Raw genomic sequence first — 16,305 nt, 5'->3', positions numbered from 1 at the left:
CCGCATCGGCTATCGATGCAAGACGGCGGGTAGGCGCGCCGCCTCGATTTTCCCGGCTGGGAACCCGTTTAGCTGGACGAGGCGTCCGGCGTGTTGCTAGCGACCGAGTTCTCCGCCTGCTCGCGCGCCAGGCGGTCGCGTGCCTGGGCGCGCTCGATCATGCGCGATGACCAGATGGCGACCTCGTAGAGGATGATGGTCGGGATGGCGAGGCCGCACTGGCTCATCGGATCGGGCGGCGTCAGCACCGCGGCGACCACGAAGGAAAGCACGATCGCCCATTTGCGCTTCTCGGCCAGCGCCTGCGACGACAACAGCCCGACGCGCGTCAGAAGGCTGGTCACCACCGGCAGCTGGAACACCAGGCCAAAGGAGAAGATCAGCGTCATGATCAGGCTGAGATATTCCGAAACCTTCGGCAGCAGCGAAATCTGCACCTGGTCGTTGGTGCCGACCTGCTGCATGGCCAGGAAGAACCACATCACCATCGGGGTGAAGAAGAAATAGACCAGCGAGGCGCCCATCAGGAACAGGATGGGTGACGCGATCAGGAACGGCAGGAAGGCGCTGCGCTCGTTCTTGTAGAGGCCCGGCGCGATGAACTTGTAGATCTGCGTGGCGATCAGCGGGAAGGCGATCACCATGCCGCCGAACATGGCGAGCTTCACCTGGGTGAAGAAGAACTCCTGCGGCGCGGTATAGATCAGCTCAACCTTGTGCGGGTCGAGGCCGGCCCATTGCGTCGCCCATTTGAACGGGATGACCAACAGGTTGAACAGGCGCTTGGCAAAGAAGAAGCAGACGAGAAAGGCGACGAAGAAGCCGCCCAGCGACCAGATCAGGCGGCGGCGCAACTCGATGAGATGCTCGATCAGCGGCGCCGACGATTTCTCGATTTCTTCCCGCTCCTTGTCCGATACGCTCACTTGGCGGCTCCCGCCGTCTTCTTGGTGTCAGCCGTCTTCTTGGAGGCGGGCTTCCTGGCCGCGGCAGGCTTTGCCTCAGCCTTGGGCACGGCTTTCCCACTGGACGCTGCGGCTTTGGCCACAGCCGGCGCGGCCTTGGCCGGTGTCTTTGCCGCAGATGGCTTCGGTGGCACCACCGTTTTCGCCGCTGCGCTGGCCGTCTTGGTCTTCGCAGTTGCAGCTTTTTTCACCGGCTTGGCCGCCACAGGCGCATCCGAAACCGGAGCGGTGACGGAGGCGTCGGTCATGGCCGGGAAGATCGGGGCGGCCGGGGCAGGCTCAGTCGCGCCGCCGGGCATGTCCGTGGCGCCATTCTTGAGCGGCTCGGCGGGCTGCGGCGTGTCTGCCGCCGGCGCGGCAGGATCGGCGGCGGGCTTTGGCTTCATCATCGTGTCGACGCCGGCCCGCACATCGGCCGCGGCCTGCTCGAACGGATTGAGCTGCTTGCGCACCTCATTCATCGGATTGAGGCTGCGGAGACTGTCGATCGAACTCTTGACGTCGTCGAGCTCGGCTTCCTTCAGCGCCTCGTTGAACTGCTTCTGGAAGTCACCGGCCATGGCGCGCAGTTTAGCCGCGGTGCGGCCGAAGGTGCGCAGCATGTTGGGCAAATCCTTGGGCCCGACGACCACGATCATGACGACCGCGATCACCAGCAGTTCGCTCCAACCGACTTCGAACATGGCAATCTATTCCGACAAGAGCATGCCGCCCGCACATGCGAAGCGGTTTTGGGACAACGGCATGCTCAAACCAACAATCGGATCAGCTCTTGCTGACCTTTTCCTTGCCCGGCGAAACGGTCTCGTCGGCGCGGTGCTCGACGGTACGCTTGTCGTCAACGTCGTCGTCGGCCATGCCCTTCTTGAAGCTCTTGATACCCTTGGCCATGTCGCCCATCAGTTCCGGGATCTTGCCGCGGCCGAACACCAGCAGCACGATCACCAGCACGATCATCCAGTGCCAAATCGAAAACGAACCCATAACGATCTCTCTCGAATGTTTTCCCTCGGCGATGATCTATGCGTTTTCGCTCGGGGATTCAAACACAACCGCAATGAAGTTGATAAAATGGCTAGCGGATGTCACGCACTTTCGGCGTGAGCGCCTTGCTACGAATCCGCGCAGGCCTTGCTAATAGACCAATCTTGCCGGTTCCCTAAAGCATGTCTCCCGAAAGTTGGAACCGGTTTCGGGATAAAGACATGCGTAAAATCAAAAACTAAAGCGCATGGAGCGAATCTGAAAGATCGCGACGCGCTTTAGCTCACTCTTCCGTGACGCGCGGCGTCAGCAGCCCGAGCTCCTCGAGATCGATATCGGTCAGCTCATCCTCGTCCTCGGTCAGCGCGTCCGGATCGGCCGGCGGCACCGGCATCGAGAAATTCGAAGGCATGCGCGTCGAGAGCAGGCCGGCGCCCTTCAGCTCTTCCATGCCGGGCAGATCGCGGATCTCCTCCAGCGCGAAATGGTCGAGGAAGGCGTCGGTGGTGCCATAGGTCACCGGCCGTCCCGGCGTGCGGCGGCGGCCGCGCATCCTGACCCACTCCGTTTCGAGCAGCGTGTCGAGCGTGCCCTTCGACGTTTCGACGCCTCTGATGTCCTCGATTTCAGCGCGCGTGACGGGTTGGTGATAGGCGATGATCGCCAGCACTTCGAGCGCCGCGCGCGACAGCTTTCTCTGCTGGACGGAGTCACGGCTCATCAGAAAAGCGAGGTCGCCTGCGGTGCGGAAGGCCCAGGCATCGCCGACCCGCACCAGATTGACGCCGCGTTTGGCATAGATCTGCTGCAGATCCGCCATCGCGGCGGCAATGTTGACGCCTTCAGGCAGGCGCGCGGCAAGCTGCTTTTCGCTGACCGGCTCGGCGCTGGCGAAAAGGATCGCCTCGGCCATCCGTACGGCTTCCGACAATTGCAGCCGCTCGGCGGGGTTTTCGATGGAACCCTGCTCGGCCATTTCGTCTTCCGGTTCGTCCTCGACCTTGAACGGGATCACCGAAGCGTTGGCGCGTTCGCTCATGATACCACCTCGACTGCCTTCACCCTTTGCGCGCGGCCGCGCAGATAGATTGGCGCGAACACCTGATCCTGCCGCACTTCCAACTTGCCCTCGCGCACCATTTCGAGGGTCGCCGCGAAGGAACTGGCCATCGCCGTGCGCTTCTCTTCCGGCGCCGCCAGATATTCGATCAGGAAGCTGTCCAGCGCCGTCCAGTCGCCGACCGAGCCGACCAGCCGCGCCAGCACCTCGCGCGCATCCTTCAGCGACCACACGGCGCGCCGGGCGATCGTCACATTGTTGATCGCCTGCCGCTGGCGCTGCTGCGCGTAGGCGGTGAGCAGATCGTAGAGCGAGGCCGAAAAGCTGTTGCGCTTCTCGATGATGACCATTTCCGGCATGCCGCGCGCGAAGACGTCGCGGCCGAGGCGATTGCGGTTGACCAGCCGCGCCGAGGCATCGCGCATGGCTTCCAGCCGCTTCAGCCGGAATTGCAGCACCGCCGCGAGTTCCTCGCCGCTTTCGCCCTCCTCGCCCGGCTGTTTGGGGATCAACAGCTTCGATTTCAGGAAGGCGAGCCAGGCTGCCATCACCAGATAGTCGGCGGCAAGCTCGAGCCTCAGCGCCCGCACCTTCTCGATGAAGGCCAGATACTGCTCGGCCAAAGCCAGGATCGAAATGCGCGCCAGATCGACCTTCTGGTTGCGGGCAAGGTGCAAGAGAAGATCGAGCGGACCTTCGAAACCGGCCACGTCGACCACCAGCGAGGGGTCGCCGGTCAGGCGTGAATCGTCGTTCTCGGCCCACAGACGGTCCATCGGTGCGGCCTTCGCGGCCTTGCCTTCCAATGTCTCCGCCACTTGCCTTTCGTCCCTTCCGGTTCAGGCCACCGCTTCGAAATAGGTGGCGAATTCCGCGCGTATCGCCGTTTCGTCGGCGACGTCGCGATCCTTTATATAGGTCAGCGCCCGCTCCGCGCGCTGCAAGGACTTGCCCGACAGCGCCGTCGTGCGCGACGCGATCCCCGACATCTCCTCGAAAACGCCGTTGCAGTGAAGGACGAGATCGCAGCCGGCCGCAAGGATCGAGGCCGCCTTTGTCGGGAAATCCCCAGAAAGTGCCTTCATCGAGGTATCGTCGCTCATCAACAGCCCGTCGAAGCCGATCTCGCCGCGGATCACCTGATCGACCACCTTGGCGGACGTCGTCGCAGGATTGTCGGGGTCGATGGCGCTGTAGACGACATGCGCCGTCATCGCCATCGGCAGCGCGTTCAACGCCTTGAACGGGGCAAAATCATGCCGCCTGAGCTCCTCGAGCGGCGTATCGACGGTCGGCAGCGCGAAATGCGTGTCGGCAAAGGCGCGGCCATGGCCGGGAATATGCTTCATCACCGGCAGCACGCCGCCCGACATCAAGCCCTCGGCCGAGGCCCGGCCAAGCTCGATCACGGCATTGGGCTCCTTGCCATAGGCGCGCGCTCCGATGACGTCGCTGGCGCCTTCGACCGGTACGTCGAGCACCGGCAGGCAGTCGGCGGTGATGCCAAGGCGGGAAAGATCGAAGGCGTGCAGCCGTGCCAGCAGCCAGGCGGCGCGGCGGCCGGCTTCCTTGTCCTCGCGCCACAGCGCGCCGAGCGCGCCTCCGGCCGGATAGTTCGGCGCCAGCGGCGGACGCAGGCGCTGCACCCTGCCGCCTTCCTGGTCGATGAAGACGGGAGCCTCCGGACGGCCGACGCAGTCGCGCATCGCGGCGACCAGGTCGCGGATCTGCCCGGCCTCGCCGATGTTGCGCGCAAACAGGATGAAGCCCCAGGGACGTTCGTCCCGATAGAAGCGGATTTCGTCTTCGGTGAGGGATTTCCCGGCGCAGCCGAGGATCATGGACTTTGATTCGCTCATGGACCGAAGCTTAAGGCTTTGAGCGAGCAAAGGGAATCACCCCTGCCCTTGGACTGGCCAAAGCCCACAACCGTCCACAACGAAAAGCCGGCGCGGCCTTTCGGCGGCGCCGGCTTTCGGTGTGTTGGGACGGATCAGCGCGACACGAAGCAGTTGCCGCCGGCCGCCTTGTAGCTCGTGCAAAGATTGATCGCATCGTTGCGCGACTGGGCAGGGACGCGGACGCGGTAGAAGGTGCCCTTGCCCGCGACCTCGGCCTTGACGATGTTGGCGGTGCGGCCGGAGAGCACGCTGCCATAGCGGCGCTGCAGATCCTGATACGTCGACTGCGCGCTTTGCACCGTCGGCTGCGAGGCGATCTGCATCGACCACGAGCCGCCGCCGGCTGCCGCCGCCGGATCGATGGAAGCGACCTGGTCCGGCTTGACCTCGCCGACGATATCGACCGGCTGGTCGGACGGGCGCGCCGGCGCCACCGGCACCGTCGCGGGCGTGTTGCTCGACTGCGCCTTGGCTTCAGCCTTCTTCGCGGGCTTCGCCGGCTTGACGGTCGCCGCATCGGCCTGACCCGTATCGGCCTGGCCCGCATCTGAAGCCACCGTTCCCGTCTGCTGGCCGTCGGAGGCCGGCGCGACATGCTGCGGCGCCGGATCGCTCGGCTCGGCCGCCGCGACCTTCGGCGCGGCCGGAGCCGGATCCTCGCGCGGCACCAGCGAGCCGTCAGGCTTGACCATCATGGTCTTCACCTTGCGCGGCGCGACGGCGACGACATCGTTGTTGTTGGCGGTGTTGGCGGCATCCTGCTGCAGCACCTGCGCGATGCGGTCTTCCGACTTCGGCGCCGGCGCAGCCGGCTGCGCGCTTGCCGGTGCGGCAGGCTGGGCGCTTTCGGGCACAGCGGCTTGTTCGACGCCGGGCAACGCCGAGCTTGTATTGCCGGCGGCATCAGCGCCGGCCGCCGCGTCGTCGTCGGTGGGCGAAAGATCGACCACGCGGCTCGGCGGCGGTTCCTTCGTGGCTAGGTCCACGGGCTGTTCGGTGGTGTTCACCAGCTTCTGCTGCACCGGCTCGGCTGGCTTTGCCGCGCCGCCGCCCTTGGCGACCGCGTCATAAACCTTGTTGTCCTGGTTCGGCACCACCGCGCCACCAGGATTTTCGGGCTTCACCTTGATCGGCGAATTGTCGGCCTTGACGATCACCGGAGCCTCGCTGCCGCCCTTGCCTCCGAAGGAGAAGGCCAGCGCCCCAAGGCCGCCGAGAACCACCACGGCTCCGACCAGCCCCGCGATCATCATGCCGCGACGGCGCGGCTGCGCCGCCTCACGCTCGGCAAGCCCGGGGATCGCCATCGCCTCGTCGAGCTCAGGATCGTAAGCGAGCTCGTCGGTAGCGAATTCGTCCGCCTGTGAGACCGGCCTGCTGCCGGGCAGATCGTCGGCGTCGTAATCGTTCGCGGCAGCGAAGGAAGCCTGAGCGGCCGGAGCCGCCGGAGCCTCGGCCCGCAGGTCGCGACGGTCATAGCCGTTAAAGCCGGCGCTGTAGGTTTCGTCGTCATAGCCACGGTTCTGCACGGGCGCCGACGCGATCTCCGTCGCGTTCATGTCGGTGAGCAAGCTCGCGAATTCCGCGTCCAGATCGTCATAAGCGGCCGCCGCCGGCTGATCCTCCTCGAAGCTGAGCTCCGGAATGTCGAGGTCGTCGGCGAGCGCGACCACGCGCTCCGGCACGTCGACTGTCTCGACGTCCGGCACCTCGTCATGCTGGCGGGGCTGCGGCGCAGCCATCGGGGCCTGCGCCGGTTTGGCATTGGCGGAATAATCCGGTGCCGGCTCGTTGCGGTAAGCAGGCGCGGTCATCTGCAGCGGCGCTGAAGGCGCTGCCACCTGCACCGGCGCCACCGGGGCCGGCTTTGCCGCAGACAAGGCTTGCACCGGCGGAACGGCGGTCGGGGTCGAACGGCTCCACGACCTTGTCTGCTCGACCGGCGTCGGATGCATCCAATCGGACGAATTTGCCGGAGACCTCGCGCTGGCGGCGGCTGCCTGCTCGGCCTCGATACTTTTGGCGAAAGCGGCGCCGAAGGCGTCGTCGTCGAAATCAATGTCCTGTTCGGCCGCCGAAGGTCCGGCGCTGGAGGGCTCGGCCTTGGCCGAGGCTGCAAAACCCTGGCGGTCGAGCTCGTTGGCGAGCAGGTCATCCAGATCGCTCTCCACCGGCTGAGCGTCCTGCCCGTCCTGCGCCGGCTGGTGCTCGTCGAGATCCCAGTCGAGGTCGTCGGCCGCTGTGTTCCCACCGGAGCGGCTCGCGGATTCCGCAACCAGCCGTGGCGCGGGAACAGGGTCCTTGACCGTGGGCATCGGCCGTGCGGTCATGGCGCCGAGCAGCGCGTTGAGCTCGTCCTCCAGGCTGCGCTCGCTGGCAGCCGGCTTTGCCGGTTCCACTGCTGCGACCGGAGGGACCGGAGCAGCGGCAACTGGTGGGACTGGAGCAGCCACGACCGGAGCCGGCTCTGCCGGCTGCAATACGGCGGCGGGCTCGACGGCCGGAGCTTGCGGCTCTTCATTCAGCGCGTCGCGGAAGCTCAGCTCGAAATCGTCATCGAGGGTCAGCGCGGCGGAAGGTTCATGCGCGGCGGATTCCGGATCGGCGGCAAAGTGGGCGGCCTCCGCCTCGACCATCGGCGCCGGCTCGTCGGCGAGCGACAGCTCCGGCTCCTGAAAATCCTGATCTTGGCCGAGATTGATGTCATCGCCCGGCGTCTGGTCGAAATGGCCGGCTAAATCCTCTTCGGAGATCAGCGGGGCGGCTGCATGAGCTTCGACCGGCTCGACGGGCCGCGCATGCTGCTCGGGTTCATGGCTTTCAAGCGACAGCTCGTCTTCAAGCGACATGTGGACCGCGCTGTCGAAATCGGCGTCGAACGCCTCTTCGCTCGCGGCCTGCATGGCTTCGACGGCATCGTGACGGGCGTCGGCCGGCTCGTGATGGTCGAGCTGGAAATCCTGGTCCAGTGAGGCCGCCATTTCATGATCGATCGAAAGGTCATCTTCGACCGGCGCGATATCGAGCGAACTGGCGACGGCCTTGTCGAAATCATCGTCGAAAGCGACTTCCGGCTCTGGGGCGGCCTGCTGCTCCGGCTCGAAACCCTCAGATGCGAAATGCGCCTCTGGCGCGACTTTCGGCTCCGCGGCGAAGTGCGGTTCTGGAGCGAGCTGCGGCTCCGGCGCGCGCACCGCGGCGAAGTCGGCGTGATCCACCGCGTCGTCGAAGACGAAATCCTGCTCGAAGGACGCGGTGAGCTCGTCATCATTCGCGCCAGCACTTGCAGCCTCGAAGGCCGGCTCATGGCTGATCTGGTGGATAGCAGCCTGCTGCGCGACCGGCTCGCTTTCCTCGACGGAATCGAACTCGCCCATCAACTCCTTCTCGAGGTCGATGTCGAAATCGTCAGCCTCCGCAACGTGATGAGCCGGCATGGCCTTTTCGGCCGCGGGGGCCGGCTGTCTTACCGGCTGGCGCGGGTCGAAACCCATGATCCGGGTCAGTTCCGCGAACGGATCATCGTCGGCGATATCGTTGTGGTCGGCTACTTTCAGCGGGGTTCTGTCTGCCATTATTGTTCCCGAACTCGCACAAAGTCGGACGCCATGGACGTCGCGCAGGGTTGGCCCTTACCAGCGCAATGTGGGCAAAAGGTGACAGGTTTTTTAGTTAAACCTAACGCATTTCCGTGGGCGCGTCTGCCCCGATCAGCGTCAGGCCGGAGGTCAAGACATCCGAAACAGCCTGCACCAGCCCTAGTCTGGCATAGGTTGATTCTCGGTCGTTAACCTTAACAAAACGTAAGTCCTGATTGTCGTGGCCGCGATTCCACTGTGCATGGAAGCCTGAAGCCAGGTCATAAAGGTAGAAAGCGAGCCGGTGCGGCTCCAGCGAAAGCGCCGCGGACTCGATCAATCTTGGATATTCAGCCAGCTTGCGGATCAACGCGATCTCACCCTCGTCGGCCAGCGCAGCGACGGAAGCCGCGAGCCGGTTGCGGTCGAAATTCGCCTCGCCGAGCTGCTCGCTCGCCTGCCTGAAGACGGAATGGCAGCGCGCCGACGCGTACTGGACGTAGAAGACCGGATTGTCCTTCGACTGCTCGGTGACCTTGGCGAAGTCGAAATCGAGCGGCGCGTCGTTCTTGCGGTAAAGCATCATGAAGCGGATCGGGTCGCGGCCGACCTCCTCCACCACGTCGCGCAAGGTGACGAAATCGCCGGACCGCTTCGACATCCGGACCGGCTCGCCGTCGCGGAACAGTTTTACGAGCTGGCAAAGCAACACGGTGAGCTTGACCGTGTCGCCGGCCACCGCCCGCGCCAGCGCCTCGAGCCGCTTCACATAGCCGCCATGGTCGGCGCCGAGCACATAGATCAGGTCGACGAAGCCGCGCTCGACCTTGTCCTTGAGATAGGCGACGTCGGCGGCGAAATAGGTGAACGAGCCGTCGGACTTGACCAGCGCCCGGTCCATGTCGTCGCCGACCGCGGTCGACCGGAACAGCGTCTGCTCGCGGTCTTCCCAATCGTCCGGCTTCTCGCCCTTCGGCGGCGGCAGCTTGCCCTTGTAGATATGCCCCTTGAGCGTCAGGTCGGCGATCGCCGCGCGGATCTTCTTGGCATTGTCGGCATGCAGCGTGCGCTCGGAGAAGAACACGTGGTGATGCACGTTGAGCAGCGCCAGATCCTCGCGGATCATCGCCATCATCGCGTCGACGGTGCGATCCTTGACGATCGCCAGGGCTTCGTCTTCGGGCATCTCCAGCAGGCCGAGGCCGAATTCCTCGGCCAGCGCCTGGCCGACGGGGACCAGGTAGTCGCCCGGATAAAGCCCGGGCGGGATCTCGCCGATGGCTTCGCCAAGCGCCTCGCGGTAGCGCAGGAACGCCGAGCGGCCGAGCACGTCGATCTGCGAGCCGGCGTCGTTGATGACATATTCCTTGGTCACGTCGTAGCCAGCGAAGGCCATCAGATTGGCAAGCGTGTCGCCGACCACAGCGCCGCGGCAATGGCCGACATGCATCGGGCCGGTCGGGTTGGCCGAGACATATTCGACATTGGCCTTGCGGCCGCCGCCGATGGTAGAGCGGCCATAATTGCGCCCCTCGCCAAGCAGCGCCGCCAGATGCGCGTGCCAGAACGCGTCCTTGAGCCTGAGATTGACGAAGCCAGGCCCGGCGATCTCGGCCGAGGCGATATCGGCGTCGCCCCGCAGCGCTTCGGCGAGTTTCTCGGCAAGCGCGCGCGGGTTCTGTCCAGTGGGCTTCGCCAGCACCATCGCCGCGTTGGTTGCGAGGTCGCCATGGCTGGCGTCGCGCGGCGGCTCGACCGCGATACGCGACAGGTCGAGCGTGCCCCCCTCCTTTTCCTTCAGGTCAAGGCCTTCGACGGCGTTTACGATCCGAGCGTTGAAATCGGCGAAGATATTCATTGGAAGTGCTCTGGGCTTCAAGAGGCGACCGGCCCAACGGCCGGCAAATCGAGGCTCGCCCTAGCTCAAATCGGGCGTATGGTCAAACAGACGCCGATGTTCCTTCAAGGCATAGGTGTCGGTCATACCGGCCAGGAAGTCGGCGACGCTGCGCGCCTTGATGCGATCCTCGGCCCGGTCGAGCCCTTCGCGCCAGCCATCGGGCATGGCGCGCGGATCGGCGAAATAGACATCGAACAGCTCGCGCACGATCTGTTCGGCGTCGGCCCGCACCCGCATCACTTCCGGGTGCCGGTAGAGATGCTTGTAGAGGAAAGCCTTCAATTCCTTTTCGGCCGCGGCCATGCCTGCCGAAAAGGTCACCAGGGTCTCGCCCGCGGCGCGCACCGCATCGGCGCTGTCCGGTTTCAGACGCTCGATATTGGCGGTGGTCGATGCGATGACATCCTCAACCATCAGGGTGATCTGACGGCGCATCAGCTCGTGGCCGGTACGCACATCGTCCAGCCGAGGATATTTCGCACGCACGCCCTTCAGGATGGAGCCCGGCAAGCCGACCTCCCCCAACATCTCCAGCGTCAGCAGGCCGGCGCGCAGGCCGTCGTCTATGTCATGGGTGTTGTAGGCGATATCGTCGGCGATCGCGGCGCATTGCGCCTCGATGCCGGCGAAGCGGTCGAGCTCGAGGTCGTGCAGCTCCGAATAATCGCGGATCGCCTGCGGCACCGGACCTTTGAGTCCCTTCCCGCTCGCATCGATCAACGGGCCATTGTGCTTGACCAGCCCCTCCAGCGTTTCCCAGGTGAGGTTCAGCCCGTCGAATTCGGCGTAGCGCCGCTCGAGCCTTGTGACCACGCGCAGCGACTGCGCGTTGTGATCGAAGCCGCCCCAGGCGGCCATTTTCTCGTTGAGCGCGTCCTCGCCGGTATGGCCGAACGGCGTGTGGCCGAAATCATGGACAAGCGCCACGGCCTCGGCGAGATCCTCGTCGCCGCGCAGCGCCCGCGCCAGGGCGCGCGCGATCTGCGCCACCTCGATCGAATGCGTCAGCCGGGTCCGGTAATGGTCGCCCTCATGCGCGACGAAGACCTGCGTCTTGTGCTTCAGCCGGCGAAAGGCGGTGGAATGGATGATGCGGTCGCGGTCGCGCTGGAACGGCGTGCGCGTCGGGCTTTCGGCCTCCGGGAACAGACGCCCGCGCGAACCCGCCGGGTCGCTCGCATAGACGGCGCGCGGCCGATAGCCGAACCCGATGTCGCCGAGGGCATCCTTGCCCCGCTGCTCTTCCATTGACCCACCAGTTGACTCAGGCCTGCCCGCTTCATACCTATCATGTGAAACCGAAAGCAAGGTGACGCCGATGGGCGCGGATGCCAAGACTGCCATGAAGGTCGAAATGACCGACGCCGCGGCAAAGCGGATCGCCAGGATTGTTTCCGGCGAACCCGGAAAGACGGCTCTGCGCGTTTCCGTGGAAGGCGGCGGCTGCTCCGGCTTTTCCTACAAATTCGATCTCGTCGGCGATCGCAACGACGACGATGTCGCCATCGAGAAGGATGGCGCGACGATCCTGATCGACGACCTTTCGCTGGCCTACATGGGCGGCTCGGTGATCGACTTCGTCGACGACCTGATGGGCCAGTCCTTCCAGATCAGGAACCCGAACGCGGTCGCCTCCTGCGGCTGCGGCACCAGCTTCTCCATCTGACCGGCTACAAGTTCGCGAGCCTGGGACCGGCGCGAACCGTCGGCGCATGGCTGTCGCGGCTTATTGGCAGGAATGCGGCCGGACAGCCTTTCTAAAGGTCCTCGCAGGCAATACGATCCGCTTCGTCGAACGCCTTCCGTCCGAACCGCATCGAGGCCTGCATGAAGATCGTCACCTGGAACATCAACGGCGTTCGCGCCCGCATCGGCAACCTCACCCATTGGCTGACCGAAAGCGCGCCGGACATCGTCTGCCTGCAGGAGATCAAGACGGTCGACGAGCAGTTCCCGCGCGCCGAGATCGAGGCGCTTGGCTACAATGTCGAGACCAACGGCCAGAAGAGCTTCAACGGCGTCGCCATCCTGTCGAAGCTGCCCTTCGACGAGGTCAATCGCGGCCTGCCTGGCGATGATGCGGACGACCATGCCCGCTTCATCGAAGGCGTCTTTTCCACCGACCAGGGCGCCCTGCGCGTCGCCTCGCTTTATTTGCCCAACGGCAATCCGGTCGAGGATGAACGGAAGTTTTCCTACAAGCTTGCCTGGATGGCGCGGCTGGAGCGCTGGGCGGAAGAACGGCTGCGGCTGGAGGAAGCGCTGGTGCTGGCCGGCGACTACAACGTCATTCCCGAACCCGCCGATGCCAGGTTCCCGGAAAACTGGCTGGGCGATGCGCTGTTCCAGCCGCAGACGAGGCAGGCCTTCCGCCGGCTGAAGAATCTCGGCTTCACCGAGGCGGTGCGCTCGGTGACCGACTCGGCCGGCGTCTACACCTTCTGGGACTACCAAGCCGGCGCCTGGCAGAAGAACAACGGCATCCGCATCGACCATCTGCTGCTGTCGCCGGAAGCCGCCAACCGTTTCTCGTCGGCCTCGGTGGAAAAGCACGTCCGCGCCTGGGAGAAGCCCTCCGATCACGTGCCGGTCGCGATCGAGCTCAGCCTGCAGCCGGCCTGAGACGCCGCCAAGACCCCGATATCGCCACAAATCCCGTCTTCTATGCAGGTTGCTGTGGGGGTTGAATGGCGATCCGATTTCTTTTCAGGCCGGTCGGCCTTGCCTTGGCGCTTGCCGTCCCGACGCCCTCGCTGGCTGCACCGGCCTGTTTGGCCAACGGCAAGTCCTTCAATGTCGGTCAGACGGCATGCCTGACCATTGCCGGCGAAAGCCATCTCGCCCGCTGCGACATGGTCCTCAACAACACGTCCTGGACGAAGATCAAGGATGAATGTCCGGGAGACGCGCCAAAACCGCATCCGACATCGATCTCAACCCCGACGCCCGGTCCAACGCCGACGGAGCCGACCGAGAACTGAGGCTCCGCTGATCTGCCCCCTTGAGGGGGAGATGTCGCCGAAGGCGACAGAGGGGGTCGCCGCGCGTGAAGCGCCAACGCCCTTTGCGATGCCAGGCGAGGTTGGCGCTTCACGCGAAATGACCCCCTCTGGCCTACCGGCCATCTCCCCCTCAAGGGGGGAGATTACCCTGCGCTTACTGGTCGCCGTTGTTGCCCTTGGTCAGGATATCGTCGGCGAGCGAGATCGCGGTCCGGCGATCGGCCTCGCCGGCAGCGGCGAACGCCTCTTCCTGCATGCTGCGGATCCAGGGCTGATCGGCCGCCGGAGCCCGCTGAAGCGCGGCCGTCATCATCGCCAAGCCGCGCACGATCTTGCCGCTCTGGAACAGGAGGTTGCCGAGCGTCGCCTGCGCGCCGGCATGGCCCTTCTCGGCTGCCAGTTGCAGCCAGCGGCCGGCCTGCTTGACGCTCGCCTTCACGCCGCCCTCGCCCTTCAGAAACATGCGGCCGATCTCGAACTGAGCGTTCGGATTGCGGTAGTTGGCGGCGGCGCGCATATAATATTCCTGCGCCGCGACTTCGTTCTCCTCGACCGGCGTGCCGGGAATGCCCTTGCGCAGATAGTCACCGAGCGCCACCAGCGCGTCCGAGACGTAGCTTTCCTCCGGCGAGCCGGGCTCGACATCCTGGTCGACGATTTCCGAGAAGAACTTGAAGGCGGCATAGTCGTCGCGCGTCACGCCGTCACCTTCGGCATACATGCGCGCGAGCTTCCAGGTGGCGCCGATCTGGCCGTTCTCGGCGGCGTATTTATAGGCCTCGACCGCCTGGTCCTTGTGACCGCTCTTGTAGGCCGAGAAGCCGAACTGGAACACCGCCCACGGGCTCGACTGCGGCTTCACGCCGGTCTTGTCGTCGAACACCTTGTCATCGAAGGCCATGGCCTGCCCGACGGCGCCCAAGGTCGCAAGCGCGACCAGTGCCGAAAAGACAGACGACCTCAACACCTCAGATGTCCGCATAGCAGTGCGTTTCTTTGGCCCCACCCGGATGAGTCACCGCGCCGTCGCGGGCCGACCCCACCGTTTGCGCATATTTCCAGATCGCGCCGGACTGGTAGTCGGTCTTGCGCGGCTTCCATTTCTTTGCCCGGGCCGCCAGCTCGGCGTCCGACAGGGCCACTTCGATCGTGCCGTTCACGGCGTCGATCGAGATCACATCGCCATCCTTGATCAGCCCGATTGGCCCGCCGACCGCCGCCTCCGGCCCGACATGGCCGATGCAGAAGCCGCGCGTGGCGCCCGAGAAACGTCCGTCGGTGATCAGCGCCACCTTGCCGCCCATGCCCTGGCCGTAGAGCGCAGCCGTCGTCGACAGCATCTCGCGCATGCCCGGACCGCCGCGCGGCCCCTCGTAGCGGATGACGAGAACCTCGCCCTCCCGGTAGTTGCGCTGCGTGACCGCTTCGAAGCACTCCTCTTCCGAATCGAAGCAGCGCGCCGGCCCTGAGAATTTCAGTTCCGACATGCCCGCGACCTTCACGATCGCACCTTCGGGGGCAAGGTTGCCCTTCAAGCCCACAACGCCGCCTGTCTTGGTGATCGGCCGATTGGCGGGACGCACAACATCCTGGCTCTCATTCCAGGCAACGTGCTCCATATTTTCGGCCAAAGTGCGGCCAGTGACCGTCATGCAGTCGCCGTGCAGATAGCCGTGATCGAGCAGCGTCTTCATCAGCAGCGGAATGCCGCCGGCCTCGAACATGTCCTTGGCGACATATTTGCCGCCCGGCTTGAGGTCGGCGATATAGGGGGTCTTCTCGAAGATCGCGGCCACGTCGAAGAGGTCGAACTTGATGCCGGCCTCATGCGCGATCGCCGGCAAATGCAGCGCCGCATTGGTCGAGCCGCCGGTGGCGGACACCACCGTCGCGGCATTCTCCAGCGCCTTGCGCGTGACGATGTCGCGCGGCCGGATGTTTTTCGCGATCAGTTCCATGACCTTTTCGCCCGAGGCGAAATTGAAGCGGTCGCGCATCTCGTAGGGCGCCGGCGCGCCGCAGGAATAGGGCAGTGCCAGGCCGATCGCCTCGGCGACGGTGGCCATGGTGTTGGCGGTGAACTGAGCGCCGCAGGAACCGGCCGAAGGACAGGCCACCTGCTCGATCTCAAGCAGTTCGGCATCGCTGATCGTGCCCACCGAATGCTGGCCGACTGCCTCGAACACATCCTGCACGGTGATCTGCCGGCCGCGATAGCTGCCGGGCAGGATCGAGCCGCCATAGATGAAGATCGACGGCACGTTGAGGCGCACCATCGCCATCATCATGCCGGGCAGCGACTTGTCGCAGCCGGCAAGCCCGACAAGGGCGTCATAGCAATGGCCGCGCATGGTGAGCTCGACCGAATCGGCGATCACCTCGCGCGACACCAGCGACGACTTCATGCCTTGGTGGCCCATGGCGATGCCGTCGGTGACGGTGATGGTGCAGAACTCGCGCGGCGTGCCGTTGGCGGCCGCCACGCCCTTCTTGACCACCTGCGCCTGGCGCATCAGCGAGATGTTGCAGGGCGCAGCCTCGTTCCAGCAGCTCGCGACGCCGACCAGAGGCTGCGCGATCTCGGCCGCCGACAGGCCCATGGCATAGAGATAGGAACGATGCGGCGCCCGCGCCGGACCTTCGGTCACGTAGCGGCTGGGCAGCTTGGCCTTCGAGATTACCCTGGCGTCCATACTCGTCCTTGCCGCACACCCCGCGGCCGGTCCCCTCGCCTCACCAACCTGGCACGCATCCCGGGACATATCTCGGGTGCTCCGGGTTTATGGCGGGAAATGGGCAGTTCCCTCGACCTGACTTCTAGCGCGGGGGTTGTTCATAAACTGTTGCCGAAACGTCACATTCGAACGAGGCCCGGTTGTGCGGCGAATCTGCAACATAAGAACCGGGCGTTAGGG

At 64.9% G+C, this 16,305-nt stretch carries 14 protein-coding genes; 3 read left to right on the top strand and 11 right to left on the bottom strand.

The annotated features are described in order from the left end of the window. Positions 1-68: 68 nt before the first annotated feature. The 9 genes from tatC to EJ069_RS05265 form a co-directional block, all read right to left on the bottom strand. The gene (gene tatC / locus EJ069_RS05305) at positions 69-926 is read right to left on the bottom strand and encodes a twin-arginine translocase subunit TatC (protein WP_126060401.1); all 858 of its coding nucleotides are present in this window, start codon (positions 924-926) and stop codon (positions 69-71) included. After that, positions 923-1,648 carry a Sec-independent protein translocase protein TatB gene (gene tatB, locus EJ069_RS05300; RefSeq protein WP_126060400.1) on the bottom strand — a complete coding sequence of 242 codons (726 nt, stop codon included), beginning with the start codon at positions 1,646-1,648 and terminating at the stop codon, positions 923-925. Before tatB ends, tatC begins: the two co-directional genes overlap by 4 nt. Before the next feature lie 82 nt (positions 1,649-1,730). Beyond that, on the bottom strand, positions 1,731-1,949 hold the full coding sequence (locus EJ069_RS05295; protein WP_095815328.1) for a twin-arginine translocase TatA/TatE family subunit: 219 nt from the start codon (positions 1,947-1,949) through the stop codon (positions 1,731-1,733). A 283-nt stretch (positions 1,950-2,232) separates the two neighbouring features. Further along, positions 2,233-2,988 carry an SMC-Scp complex subunit ScpB gene (scpB, locus tag EJ069_RS05290; protein WP_126060399.1) on the bottom strand — a complete coding sequence of 252 codons (756 nt, stop codon included), beginning with the start codon at positions 2,986-2,988 and terminating at the stop codon, positions 2,233-2,235. Then, positions 2,985-3,785, bottom strand: coding sequence for a ScpA family protein (locus tag EJ069_RS05285; RefSeq protein ID WP_126064632.1), 801 nt, complete (start codon positions 3,783-3,785; stop codon positions 2,985-2,987). Before EJ069_RS05285 ends, scpB begins: the two co-directional genes overlap by 4 nt. A 63-nt stretch (positions 3,786-3,848) precedes the next feature. Beyond that, on the bottom strand, positions 3,849-4,868 hold the full coding sequence (gene nagZ, locus EJ069_RS05280; protein ID WP_126060398.1) for a beta-N-acetylhexosaminidase: 1,020 nt from the start codon (positions 4,866-4,868) through the stop codon (positions 3,849-3,851). 134 nt (positions 4,869-5,002) lie between these two features. Then, positions 5,003-8,485 carry an SPOR domain-containing protein gene (locus EJ069_RS05275; protein ID WP_126060397.1) on the bottom strand — a complete coding sequence of 1,161 codons (3,483 nt, stop codon included), beginning with the start codon at positions 8,483-8,485 and terminating at the stop codon, positions 5,003-5,005. A 103-nt stretch (positions 8,486-8,588) separates the two neighbouring features. Continuing rightward, positions 8,589-10,346, bottom strand: a complete 1,758-nt coding sequence (gene argS / locus EJ069_RS05270) for an arginine--tRNA ligase (RefSeq protein WP_126060396.1) — start codon at positions 10,344-10,346, stop codon at positions 8,589-8,591. Positions 10,347-10,406: 60 nt separating this feature from the next. Next, complete coding sequence (locus EJ069_RS05265; protein WP_126060395.1) at positions 10,407-11,636, bottom strand: deoxyguanosinetriphosphate triphosphohydrolase; 1,230 nt, start codon at positions 11,634-11,636, stop codon at positions 10,407-10,409. A 70-nt stretch (positions 11,637-11,706) separates the two neighbouring features. Between EJ069_RS05265 and erpA the strand changes: the two genes are divergently transcribed. The 3 genes from erpA to EJ069_RS05250 all read left to right on the top strand — a co-directional run bounded on the left by erpA (position 11,707) and on the right by EJ069_RS05250 (position 13,369). Continuing rightward, positions 11,707-12,054 carry an iron-sulfur cluster insertion protein ErpA gene (erpA, locus tag EJ069_RS05260; protein ID WP_126060394.1) on the top strand — a complete coding sequence of 116 codons (348 nt, stop codon included), beginning with the start codon at positions 11,707-11,709 and terminating at the stop codon, positions 12,052-12,054. 161 nt (positions 12,055-12,215) lie between these two features. Next, positions 12,216-13,010 carry an exodeoxyribonuclease III gene (xth, locus tag EJ069_RS05255; protein WP_126060393.1) on the top strand — a complete coding sequence of 265 codons (795 nt, stop codon included), beginning with the start codon at positions 12,216-12,218 and terminating at the stop codon, positions 13,008-13,010. A 65-nt stretch (positions 13,011-13,075) separates the two neighbouring features. Then, positions 13,076-13,369, top strand: coding sequence for a hypothetical protein (locus EJ069_RS05250; RefSeq protein WP_126060392.1), 294 nt, complete (start codon positions 13,076-13,078; stop codon positions 13,367-13,369). A gap of 175 nt (positions 13,370-13,544) precedes the next feature. Here the strand turns inward: EJ069_RS05250 and EJ069_RS05245 are convergent, their stop codons facing one another. Together EJ069_RS05245 and ilvD are read right to left on the bottom strand one after the other, a co-directional pair. Further along, positions 13,545-14,372 (bottom strand): tetratricopeptide repeat protein, encoded by an 828-nt coding sequence (locus tag EJ069_RS05245; protein ID WP_126060391.1) that lies wholly within the window; start codon positions 14,370-14,372, stop codon positions 13,545-13,547. Continuing rightward, positions 14,359-16,083 carry a dihydroxy-acid dehydratase gene (gene ilvD / locus EJ069_RS05240; protein ID WP_126060390.1) on the bottom strand — a complete coding sequence of 575 codons (1,725 nt, stop codon included), beginning with the start codon at positions 16,081-16,083 and terminating at the stop codon, positions 14,359-14,361. Before ilvD ends, EJ069_RS05245 begins: the two co-directional genes overlap by 14 nt. Between the last annotated feature and the right edge of the window lie 222 nt (positions 16,084-16,305).

The sequence above is a fragment of the Mesorhizobium sp. M2A.F.Ca.ET.043.05.1.1 genome, from assembly GCF_003952445.1.
Lineage (GTDB): Bacteria > Pseudomonadota > Alphaproteobacteria > Rhizobiales > Rhizobiaceae > Mesorhizobium.
Note: the sequence above shows the minus strand (reverse complement) of the source record. Positions and strands in the feature narration are given on the sequence as shown.